General features: G+C 59.6%; 11 protein-coding genes. 2 read left to right on the plus strand and 9 right to left on the minus strand.

The annotated features are described in order from the left end of the window. Positions 1–37: 37 nt before the first annotated feature. From ASE71_RS06535 to coxB, 6 genes are read right to left on the minus strand one after another with little or no spacing between them, the layout of a single operon-like run. Positions 38–1,372 carry a PQQ-dependent sugar dehydrogenase gene (locus ASE71_RS06535; RefSeq protein ID WP_060520201.1) on the minus strand — a complete coding sequence of 445 codons (1,335 nt, stop codon included), beginning with the start codon at positions 1,370–1,372 and terminating at the stop codon, positions 38–40. 48 nt (positions 1,373–1,420) lie between these two features. After that, a complete protein-coding gene (locus ASE71_RS06540) occupies positions 1,421–2,488 on the minus strand; it encodes a c-type cytochrome (protein ID WP_063891187.1) in 1,068 nt (355 codons plus the stop codon). Beyond that, positions 2,488–3,117, minus strand: a complete 630-nt coding sequence (locus tag ASE71_RS06545) for a cytochrome c oxidase assembly protein (protein ID WP_060520202.1) — start codon at positions 3,115–3,117, stop codon at positions 2,488–2,490. Before ASE71_RS06545 ends, ASE71_RS06540 begins: the two co-directional genes overlap by 1 nt. Further along, on the minus strand, positions 3,114–3,494 hold the full coding sequence (locus ASE71_RS06550) for a hypothetical protein (RefSeq protein ID WP_034800322.1): 381 nt from the start codon (positions 3,492–3,494) through the stop codon (positions 3,114–3,116). The genes ASE71_RS06545 and ASE71_RS06550 overlap by 4 nt, the downstream gene beginning before the upstream one ends. After that, entirely contained in the window at positions 3,494–6,010 is a 2,517-nt protein-coding gene (ctaD, locus tag ASE71_RS06555; protein ID WP_060520203.1) for a cytochrome c oxidase subunit I, read from the minus strand. The genes ASE71_RS06550 and ctaD overlap by 1 nt, the downstream gene beginning before the upstream one ends. Further along, complete coding sequence (gene coxB, locus ASE71_RS06560; RefSeq protein ID WP_234798837.1) at positions 6,007–6,879, minus strand: cytochrome c oxidase subunit II; 873 nt, start codon at positions 6,877–6,879, stop codon at positions 6,007–6,009. The genes ctaD and coxB overlap by 4 nt, the downstream gene beginning before the upstream one ends. A 271-nt stretch (positions 6,880–7,150) precedes the next feature. Between coxB and ASE71_RS06565 the strand changes: the two genes are divergently transcribed. After that, entirely contained in the window at positions 7,151–7,372 is a 222-nt protein-coding gene (locus ASE71_RS06565) for a hypothetical protein (protein WP_060634943.1), read from the plus strand. Between the two features lie 99 nt (positions 7,373–7,471). Here ASE71_RS06565 and ASE71_RS06570 read toward each other — a convergent pair whose 3' ends face one another. The 3 genes from ASE71_RS06570 to ASE71_RS35630 are packed head-to-tail and all read right to left on the minus strand — an operon-like array spanning position 7,472 to position 9,358. Then, positions 7,472–8,407 carry a DUF3618 domain-containing protein gene (locus tag ASE71_RS06570; RefSeq protein ID WP_034800319.1) on the minus strand — a complete coding sequence of 312 codons (936 nt, stop codon included), beginning with the start codon at positions 8,405–8,407 and terminating at the stop codon, positions 7,472–7,474. Further along, positions 8,404–8,823 carry a phage holin family protein gene (locus ASE71_RS06575; RefSeq protein WP_034800315.1) on the minus strand — a complete coding sequence of 140 codons (420 nt, stop codon included), beginning with the start codon at positions 8,821–8,823 and terminating at the stop codon, positions 8,404–8,406. Before ASE71_RS06575 ends, ASE71_RS06570 begins: the two co-directional genes overlap by 4 nt. Then, positions 8,816–9,358: a nutrient deprivation-induced protein gene (locus ASE71_RS35630; RefSeq protein WP_143106284.1), complete on the minus strand. Its 543-nt coding sequence runs from the start codon at positions 9,356–9,358 to the stop codon at positions 8,816–8,818. Before ASE71_RS35630 ends, ASE71_RS06575 begins: the two co-directional genes overlap by 8 nt. 670 nt (positions 9,359–10,028) lie before the next feature. On the opposite strand from ASE71_RS35630, the gene ASE71_RS06585 reads away from it, so the two are divergent. Further along, a complete protein-coding gene (locus ASE71_RS06585; protein WP_034800313.1) occupies positions 10,029–10,406 on the plus strand; it encodes a hypothetical protein in 378 nt (125 codons plus the stop codon). Positions 10,407–10,875: the final 469 nt, after the last annotated feature.

Consider the following 10,875-nt stretch of genomic DNA (forward strand, 5'->3'; position numbering starts at 1 on the left):
GGGCAAGGTCAGCCGAACGCTGCGGTGATCCCGACACTCAATTGGCGTGGGGTGCTACGCGCCACACCTTGTTTCCGACATCATCGGCGACCAGCAACGCGCCGTCGCGAGCAATCGCAACGCCCACCGGCCGACCCAAAGCCTTACCTTCGGCGCTTAGGAAACCCGTGAGGATATCGCGCGGCGGGCCGGACGGCCGGCCGGCGGCAAAAGGCACGAAAATGACCTTGTAGCCGCTGCGCGGGATGCGGTTCCATGAGCCGTGTTGACCGACAAAGGCACCGCTTTTCATCTCGGGCCCGAACAGATCGCCGGTGTTGAAAGTCAGGCCGAGTGACGCCGTGTGAGGCCCGAGCGCGTAGTCAGGCTTGATAGCGACGGCCACAAGCTCCTGGTTCTGGGGTTCGACGCGATCATCAACATGTTGGCCATACCAGCTATAGGGCCAGCCGTAGAAGGCACCATCTTGTACGGACGTCATATAGTCGGGCACGAGGTCAGGGCCGATCTCATCGCGCTCATTGACGACGACCCAGAGCTGGCCTGAATCAGGCTGCCAGGACAACCCATTGGGGTTGCGAAGACCGGATGCGAACAGCCGCGTCTGTCGGCTGGCGAGGTCGATCTCGTGGACCGCGGCTCGTCCTTTCTCCTCATCCATGCCATTCTCGGCTACGTTGGAATTGGAGCCCACGGTGGCATAGAGCTTTGTTCCGTCGCGGCTGGCGATGACATCCTTTGTCCAGTGATGGTTGCGACCTGAAGGCAGGTCGACGATCTTGTCAGGCGCCCCGGTGATTTGCGTTGCGCCTTCCTGATAGGGAAAGGCGACGATGGCGTCGGCATTGGCGACATAGAGTGTGCTGTCGAGCAATGACATTCCAAAGGGGGAGTAGAGCCCAGTGATGAACGGTGTCTTGGTTTCCGCCACGCCGTCACCATCTGAATCACGCAGAAGCGATATGCGGTTGGCGCTCTTCGTCTCGGCACCGGCTCTAGCCTGGAAGAGGCCCATGAAGAAGGCCCGGATCGAAAAGCCCGCGTCGGGCTTCGGCGGCGCATTGCTTTCGGCCACCAGAACATCGCCATTGGGCAGCACATGAAGCCAGCGTGGATGCTCCAGATCGCCGGCGTATTCCTTGACTTCAAGCCCTTGCGCCGCGACGGGCATTTGCCCATTGGGCCAGGGCGTGGCCTCGGCGACGTTCACGGAAGGCAACCACTCCGCTTTCGGTTCAACGAGAACCGGATCCGGTCCATAGGTCTGCTCGATCGGCACCGTGGCTTCATGCCGGGACAGCGCAACTAAGCCCCCACCCGCGGCAACCACAAGCGCAGCGACAACAAGAACGGTGATCAGCAGCTTTTTCATGACCGGCTCCTCAATGACCGAGCCAAACGATTTCGGCACGAAGGTGTTTCAATCCTCAGGAGGCAAACTCGAAAAATATGCCGAAACATTCTCGATATCTGCGTCAGACAGGTATTCTGCCGCACTCTCCATCAAATGGCTGAACGGAGTTCCCGATCGCGAGCCTTCGCGAAAGAGCTTCAGTTGTGCCGCGAGAAATGCCTCGGGCTGACCGTCAAGCCTTGGGTAGGACGGGTTACGTTGCGAATTTTGGTGGCAGCCCAAGCATGCCGGAACTTTTTGGGCGGGACGGCCGTGCTGCGCAATCTGCTCGCCCTGCCCCACCCGATCGTCTTTTAGTGGTTGCACCACCGCATTGCGCTTCAAAGCTGCGAAATGGCTGGCAAGAGCGCGAAGATGCCCCGGATCCACCGACTGCACGGGAAGTTGCATCATGCCGCTTGGTCTACGTCCCTCGAGATAGGCGTTGAGGCTTTCGAGCAGATAGGCCTCCTTCTGTCCTGCAAGAACAGGCGTGAGCGGGCTAAAGCCCATCCCATCGGTCCCATGGCAGCGGGTACATTCTGCCAATGCATCTTCGAATCGGAACGCATGCATGGGTGGCTGTGGCCTCTCGCGATAGGCGAGCAAACGATAGGTGGCCGCATCCATAGCCGGAAGCTTTCGCAGGAACGCAACCATGCTCCAGATTTCGTCGTCGCGCGCCTGGGTCGGCCACGCCGGCATGCCGGTGAAGCGAACCCCGTGCTTCACGATGCGAAACAGTTCTGCGTCCTCCCATTGCTCGACTACAGCGGAAAGATCCGGCGGTCGCGGCAACATCGCAAGTGCTGCTGGGGACCGCGGTTCGCCCGGCGCACCGTGGCAGGTAGCACAGCCACGGGCAAAGTGACCGGCTGCCGGTGGGATGCCGTTATCAGGTAGCCTCTCCGGGGCATCAACGGCGAGCGCATAGGTGCGAACGGCCGAACGCATGGCAAAATGCAAAAACCACTCGGTTATCCTCCAATGGCCGGAAGACGCACCGACGTTGAAGAAGCCGATCCAGGTGGCAAAAAGGACGACGATCGGCAGGATGGCGAGCCCGACGGCCAGGTGCTTCCATCGAACATGCATCAGGCGACCCTCCGGTTTGGCTCTGCAAGCAGACCGGAAAGCAAGGCGACCCCACCTGCGAGATAGGCTGCGGCGCCAACCATCAGCATGACAACGGCGCCGAGTTGCTGATCCTGAGCCGCCGTCAAGGTCGTGCCGAAACAGGTGACATCGCCAAATTGATAGAGCGTGCGTGGGCTGAGCGCCAAGAGGGCGCCGAGGAGCGTCATATGAACGGTCGTCAGCAGCAAACCGAAGGCGCCTGCCGCATTGCTTGAAGACCTGTTCGTGCTCCCGGCCGCAAGACACGTGGACCATAGGAACAACCCGGCGGCTAGAAAGCAGGCCTGCTCAAGGGCGGTGCCCCAAAGCGAACTCTCCGCCAACCGACGTGCAGCCGGTGCATGCCAACCCCAGACCACCAGGAGTTCGACGAGCGAGGCGACGATCGGCAACCCGGTGAGCACGGGCCGGCGACAGCTGGCGAGACGGGGAGCAACACCTATAGCGATCAGAGGTGCTGCGACTGCTACGACCCCCATGTGCGCGAGCATGTGGGCGGTAACCGAGCCGCGCCACGCACTCAAAAGCGGGCCAAGCCAGATAACGGCCAAAAGGAGGCAACCATTCGCAAGCCAGAGCACCCTCATCGCAAGCACTCCGAAACAAAGATCGTCGGCAGTGCCGTCATCAGGACGGCGACGAAACTCAAGCCGGCAAGCAGCAAGGTTGCAAATCCCTGAAACAGAAGGCGATCGTGGCGCGTCGGATCGTCATGCGGAGGATCGTGCGCGCCGAAGCCCCACTGGCGCCACGCAAGGAACGCCGAAAGCCCAATGGCTGCGAGCGCTAAAACCGTGATGACGGCGATGCCTAGGCGCAAGGATTTGAACTCCATCGCGAACAACGCTGGTTTGGCACAGAAAATCGCCGCGCTGGCGTAGCATATCAGGAAGTGCCCGGCCCAGATGGCCGGCCCCGTAAACAGCGTCCAGAACGTTTCGATTTCCCTTGGCAGCAGACGCATTAAAGTGCCTCCGGGAAAAGACCGATCACGAAGAAGGTGATGAGCGCCGTAATTGCCAGGAAATGCCAGTAGAGGGCCACGTTGCGCAGGTCAATGTCGTGGGTTTTCGTAAGGCGCCCGGCAAGGCTTCGCGCAAGACAATAGGCTAGCATGACAGCGCCGACACAAGCATGAACGACTGTCCAGCAAACCAGCACCCAGACGATGGCCGGGTAAACATGTGCGGTCGGGTTCATGGCGTGCAACCAGGGCCCCGCGATGCCAGCCGCGGATGCGACGACCGTCAGGGCGAGCGCCACGATCAAAGCGGCACGCGCGAACGCCGTACGCGCGAGGGCGTTGAAATGTCTTGCAGCCAAGGTGGCGAGCCACGCAAAGACAAAGAGCGCTGCCGAAACCAGTGGCCACATCATCCCGGGACCAGCTGATCCCGCCGTGAAGTCTTCGTGTATCGTCCAATAGAAAAAATAGCCGAAGATCAGGCTCGCAAAGGCGGTGCTGTCGCCCACCATCGTGATGAACATGGCCCACCAGCCGACTGAAGACGGACCGGATGCGTAAAGCGGCAAGGCGAGCCCAACGCCGACGTCCTTCTGCGGCTTCTCGGGAATTTCCCCGGTCCCCGTCCAAAGCCAATAGAGGATCGCGCAGAAACAGGTGAAGGCGGCGACGGCCCCTGCGACCCACCACTTAAACGTCAAGGCGATGAACACGGCACCGAGCGAGAAGGCCGAGAGGATGGTGACCTTTGAGGTGCCGCCAACGCGCAAGACCTGTTCCGGCCGTGCATCGAGCACGGAGGTGACCAGGCCTTCGCGACGCCCTTCCTTGGCGTCGGGAAGATACCATCGCCCCTCGCTGATCTCGCGGGCAAGCGTCGGTTGATCCCAAAGTGGATAGCGGCTCGAAACGAAGGGAACGGAGCGCACACCCCAGTTTTCCTCAGGCTCGCTGACCCATTCAAGCGTTCCGGCATTCCACGGGTTTTGTTCGGCGCGAGGCTCCCGGTGCTTAGGGCGCAGGACATCCCACACCACGATCAAAACGCCGAAGGCAAACACGATGGCGCCGACAGACGACACAAGGTTCAAGAGGTTCCACCCAAGGTCGCCCGGATAGGTAAAAACCCGACGCGGCATGCCGAAAAGGCCGGTCAGATGCATTGGAAAGAAGGTGACGTTGAAACCGACAAACATCAGCCAGAAGGCAATGCGTCCGAGCGTATTGGACAGGCGTTTTGCATCGATAAGGGGGTAATAGTAGTAGATCCCCGCAACGACCGGGAACAGCATCCCTCCAATCAGGACATAGTGGAGGTGGGCAACCACGAAGTAAGTGTCGTGCGCTTGCCAGTCGAAGGGCGCAATTGCCACCATGACGCCGGTTAGCCCGCCGATGACGAAAATGGCGATGCCGCCTGCCCCGAACAGCATTGGAGTAGAAAGGATGACGCGGCCAGCAAGCATGGTGGCAATGAAGACGAAGACTTGAACCGCCGTTGGGATCGCCACTGCCTCGGAAGCGGCCGAAAAGAAGGCAAGCGATATCTGGGGCAGTCCTGTCGCGAACATGTGGTGTACCCACAAGCCGAATGACAGGAAGCCGGTGCCGACCGCGGCAAGCACGATCCAGGAGTAACCCACGATCGGACGCCCCGAAAAGGTCGGAACGATCATCGCCATCAAGGCAATCGCCGGCAGGAAGATGATGTAGACCTCCGGATGGCCGAAGATCCAGAAAAGGTGCTGCCACAGCAGCGGATCGCCGCCGCGTGCCGGATCGAAGAAGGGCCAGTCGAACATGCGCTGCATTTCAAAGAGGATATCGCCGGCAATCAGCGGCGGAAATGCAAAGAGGATCATGCCGGCGACAATCAGCAGATACCAGGCGAAGAGCGGCATCAGATTGATGCGCATGCCGGGTGCGCGACATTTCATGATCCCGACGATGAGCTCCACCGCCGCTGCAATCGAAGCCACCTCGATGAAAGAGAGGCCTAGCAGCCAGATGTCGGCGCCAATGCCGGAAAGTTTTTCGTCGGTTGCCAACGGCGGATACATAAACCAACCGGAGGAAGGCGCTGCATCAAAGAAAATCGAGCCGCACACAAAGATGCCACCGAGAAAAAAGCTCCAGAACCCGAACGCGCCCAGTCGCGGAAACGGCAACTCTCGAGCCCCGATCATCGGCGGCAACAGAAAAATCGCCACTGCCTCGAAGATTGGCACGGCAAACAGGAACATCATGACGGTCCCGTGCAGCGTGAATAGCTGATTGTAGAAGTCCGCAGAAACCAGATCATTGTCGGGCATGGCCAATTGCGCCCGCATAATCAATGCCAGCGCGCCGGCAAAGAGCAGAAAGATGAAGGCGGTGGACGCATACCACAGCCCGACCTGCGTGTTGTTGACGCTCGTCCAGTAGCGCCAGCCGTGCGGATTCTCCCAGACTTTGCGCAGCCGCTCGCTCTGCGCTGCGCGCTCCTCTTCACTCGCGCGGGCGCCCGGCTCGGTCATCTCAGTCCTTTCAGCCAGGCGGCGATTGCACGGATATCTTGCGGCGCCAGCATGGAGAAAGCGGGCATGGCCGCACCAGGCTTGATCGCACCCGGGTTCGCGATGAAGCCAGCAATGTTGTCCTCGGTGTTGGCGACGATCCCGGCTCCTAGCATCTGCCGAGACCCTAGGTGAGAAAGATCGGGTCCAGCCGCGCCTGCGGCCTCCGTGCCCGCAACGCGATGACAGGAGCCACAGCCATGGCGCAAGAAGAGAGCACGCCCCTCTCCCGCGACGTTTATCGAGGCTTTCGCCTGGCTGGCAAGCCATGCGTCGAACGCGTCGGGTTCCATGGTCACTGCGGTGAGCGCCATGAATGCGTGAGACGTCCCGCAAAATTCGGCGCACGCGCCGCGAAATACCCCCGTTCTTTGCGCCATCAGCGAAAGGCGGTTTTCGCGACCCGGGATCATATCCATCTTGCCCCCGAGAGAGGGTATCCAGAAGGAATGGATTACGTCATCGCTCTTCAGTAAAAATTCTATTCGCCGACCGACCGGCAAGCGGATCTCGTTTGCCGCTGCGATTGTGAGGCCGCGATGGACATAGACCACCTGCCACCAATATTGCCTGCCGGTGACTTCGACCCGAAAATCCGTAGCATCGCGAAAAGTCGGCGAAGGTCTAAGCGTCGGCATTAACCAGAATGCATATGTCAAAAGGGCAAAGAGCGTCACAGTTGGGAACACGCCGCCGCCCCACAGGACGAGCCGGCTTGCGGCAGGCTCTGCGAAAACTCGTCTTTGACTGCGCACGGCAAAGCAGACGAAGGCGACCACCGCGAACCAGATCGCGGCTGCGCCGAAGGACATGACGACAAACAGGGTCAACGTCGCCTCTGCTTCCGAACCCGCAGGGCTCAACGCGGATTGAGTGCCCTGGCAGCCAGGCAGAGCAACCGCGATTGAGGGCAGCCTTTGGAGCAATTTTCGTCTTTGAGATCGGAGGCGTGGCGTTTTACTGTCCTTTCCAGAAGAGTTGATCGCTTAACCCGAGCCTCCCCGCAAAGTTCCAGAAAGCGTTCCCGCGCCGATTTTAACTTCTCGGGATTGGTAGGTGTTGAACGGTGAGCTACGCACCGCTCTCGACAGGGAGGTTCCGATGCTCGTTGCCGCTTACGGCCTGAGCGGCAAGGATGCAATCTGCGATTGTGCGCTCGGCACAAGAGCGGACAAATTCGTGCGCGTTATCGAATTTGCCCATCGCATGACGGCGTTCCGCCCGATTGAGCGAGGCGCGCCGCATTGCCGCAGGAACCGAAGAACGGCTGCCGCCACTCCCAAAAGCAGGGGAGACTTCGCGACGCGATCGGCATTCTCCTGAACGCCAAGATCGCAAATCCTCAGCGCGCGCGGGGATCGCCTCTGCCCCTAGCGAACAGCAGGCGTCCGCAAGGTTGCGGTCAGTGACAATTTCCGGCCGTCAGCCAGAAGGGTTTTCGTTTTCAGGCTTGTTGGCCTCTCCCAAGGCGCTCTTGGCACCCTCGATCGCGCCCTCGGCAGCTGCACCAGCCGTTGCTTGAAGCTGGCCGCGAACGCGATCCGAAACCTCGCCAGCGGTCTCATCCTCAAAGTCCGTTGCGGGGAGTGCCGCTCCGATGGCCGCACCGATCGCAAAGGCCAGCGCTCCGCCAACCAGAGGCTGATCTCGAAATGTCTTGAGCATGGCGGCATTCAGCTGCGCCCCGTGATCCTGAGCACTCTCATGGGCGCTCCGAATGCTGTCGGCTGCTGACCGGGCGGCATCTGAAACGGCACCGGAGACACCGCTGGCCGCCCCCTTCACCTCACGCCATGTCGCTGATGCCCAGCCGGTTGTTTCATCGAACAAACTGCCTGCCTCATCCCGGATTTCCGCAATCGCCTGGCCCGACGTATCGGCGAAACCGCGATAGACGGTTCCACTTGGATCGACGAAGTGACCGGCCCTTCGGCCGGCCGCATCGGTCTTCGCGCGAAAACGACTGCCGTCCTCATCCTCAAAATGGCTGTAGCGCTCGCCAAAATTTGCCTCGATCGGTCCGACCCGTCGCAAGTTGCCCTTTACTCTCGCAAGCGGGTAATCATCCACTCCCTTCTCAACGCCCGACGCTTGAGGCGCTCGCGAGGCGGGATCGGCAAGGAGCCATGCAAGACCGATCCCTGTCAATGCGACCGGGATCGGGTTCGCCTTCATTGCCCCACCCAGATTGTTGAGGAAGTCGGCACCTCCACTCCTTCTGGCATAGGCGATGAATTCATCCATTAATTCGCCAGGCGACATTCGCTCTTGAATGGCATGCAGTTTTTCTTCAATCCTTTGACGGTCGGTCTCGATCTCCCGTTGAAGGTCGGCGGACGAATGCATGTCGACGTTCATTTCACTGTCTCCTTGGCCACGTCCAGGTCGCGCTGGAGCGACGCCGTCGTTTTTTCAAACCGAATGCTGCGGTTGCCGAGCCTGGCAAGGCTGCGCGAAATCATAACCCACGCGAGGACGCCGACGACAAGACCAACGGCGACCGCTGAGAGCGCATGGGCATTTGCCTCTTGCATTCCCTGCTGCATCAAAAAGGCGCCCAGACCCTCGACCACAGCGCTCAGAAGCACGCCGATCGCGGCAATAGCAAAGATAAGGCCAACCATGAGCGTCTCGATGCTGCCGATCGCCCGGTCAATATTCTCGCTTGCCTCGGCCTTGGCGAGGTCGATCTCCTTGCGAAACAGTCCGGCTATATCGGTCACCAGTCCCGTCATCAGGTCGGGTAAAGAGCGGTCGTCACGGGGGTTATGCATCGCGGAAGTCCTTTTCAAATGACCAATCGTCGCCTGCGCGGGGGGATGACGAGGAGTTCGATGTCTTGGTGGCCGTTCGCTTTGCCGAAGCGATCAGAAATCGGCTCGCTGCCAGTCCCGCAATCGCTGCCATGCCAAGAAAGGCAAGGGGCTGCTTCCGCCCATAGTTTTCTGCAATCGACGCGATTTCACCGAGATCCCGGTCTTCGCATTCGCGGGCCAGCCGTCCGATCGAATTTCCAAGGTCCTGGGTGTAGCGGCCAAGCCCCGGTTGATCGGAATCGCGAAGTTCAGATCCCACCTTCTCCATGGCGCCAGCAAGACCACGCAATTGGCGCGCCAATGCCCCCTTTTCGTCATCCACGACTTTGGCTGCTGCCGCTTTTGCCTGGCCCGAAAGATCGTCACTCGCGACGTTCTGGTCGACGCGGGGCCGACCTGCATCGCTCTCGCCCCCCCCAGAATAAGGGCCGCCTTCTTGTGAGGGCGAAATAGGTTGCTGTTGTTGTCTACGGTTCTCCGGGTTTTCGATCATCACAAACCTCCTGGTTATCTGACGCGGGCCCTTCGTTGCGCTCCAACCAGCGGATCGCTATCTTGTTCCCTGCCTCATACGGCCACTTGGCTTGGCGTTTGTTCGATCCGAAGGCGCTGCCCAATGAAGACGCTGGGCGACTGCGATCGATCTCGTGGAACAACCCCGCCCTGCGCAGGGACTCCCTCAGCCCCTGCACAGCACCGCGGCGTCCGCCAACGGCGGTGCTGCGAGCTTAGGACTCTACTGACCGATCATGTTGAGGAAGATGCCGTTCCTCTTGCTTTGCTCAAGAAGGGCCTCAACCCCCTCGATGAGGCCTAGCTCGAAAACGGCTTGGAGAGAATTGGGGCAGTTTGGGCGCTCCCGAACTTCAAGATAAGAAACGCTATCGATTTCTCCTTGCAGGCGTCTGCTACCGGAAGCCCGCTATCCCCTGAAGGTTCTTGTCCAGCATGACGACATCGACTGGCGGCCCACCTCTAAGCTCGGCGTCCCTCCATTCGCTCCTTGAAACCTCGATGAGGTCGTGGTGGCAGGAGATTTTCTTGGACCAGGCGTGGGTTTCTATCGGTTGTCCGCATTTTGCTCATGGATTGGAACTTTTCCCGGTCTTTTCGGGTTCACGCAACAACCTTTTCGTGTGGACCAGGTGCGAATGGAGAGGAAAATGAAATGGCTTCCTGTCACCGCAGTTCTTATCGCTGGCCCAGCCTTTGCCCAAAGTGCCGAACTTGAATCGGCCTGCACGTCGGTCGCAAGGAATTTTTTCATGACCGACACGCTGAATGTCGGGGTCGTGCAATCGTTCCCTGAGCTTAAGCCCCCTGGCGTCCGCTTCAAATATTCTGAGAGATCGGATACGAAGAAGGCCGAAATGTCAGATACGTTCGACTGCGAATTCGATCAGCCAAATCCGATCACAAAACTCCTACGCTTCTGCGTCTCCCGGACTTGCTACTCTTCCGACCAGGAAGATGGCGAACGCCGACGCCGATTTGAAGAAATGCAGCTTCTTATGCAAAGAGGCAAAAGCGCCAGAAAATAAGCATGGCACCTTCTAACCGATGGGTCTCGGCGGACGGCGTTCGAGGGCCAACGCTAAACGAGATTTGCGGCGCCAGACATCGGGCGTGCCAGTGAGGCTCGGCTCACGATGGCACGTCGACTATCCGCAGCAATCACATTTCCTACAAAGCAGAGAACGTCCGGCGTTGACTTCTTGATGCTAAAAGCGGCTCCCACCCGACTTCGGCAAATGCAACTTGCGTAAGCGCAAAGAATTGCGGACTAGCCTCCGCTGATGGTTCGAGTGCTCCGGCCGGGAGTGGAAAAGACCAAATGCTTAGGAACCAAAAGCGTTTCGCCGAGTTTGAACATTGCCGTTAACGGGCTGAGAAAAAGGAACCGAACATCATGAAGAACGTACTGCTCGCCGCGGTCTTCCTCGGCGCATCGAGTTTGGGCGCGCTCGCGCAGACCGCCACACCTCCGGCTACGGCAGATGGTGATACGCC

Origin of the sequence: Ensifer sp. Root954, from assembly GCF_001429005.1 — a bacterium.
Classification (GTDB): domain Bacteria; phylum Pseudomonadota; class Alphaproteobacteria; order Rhizobiales; family Rhizobiaceae; genus Ensifer; species Ensifer adhaerens.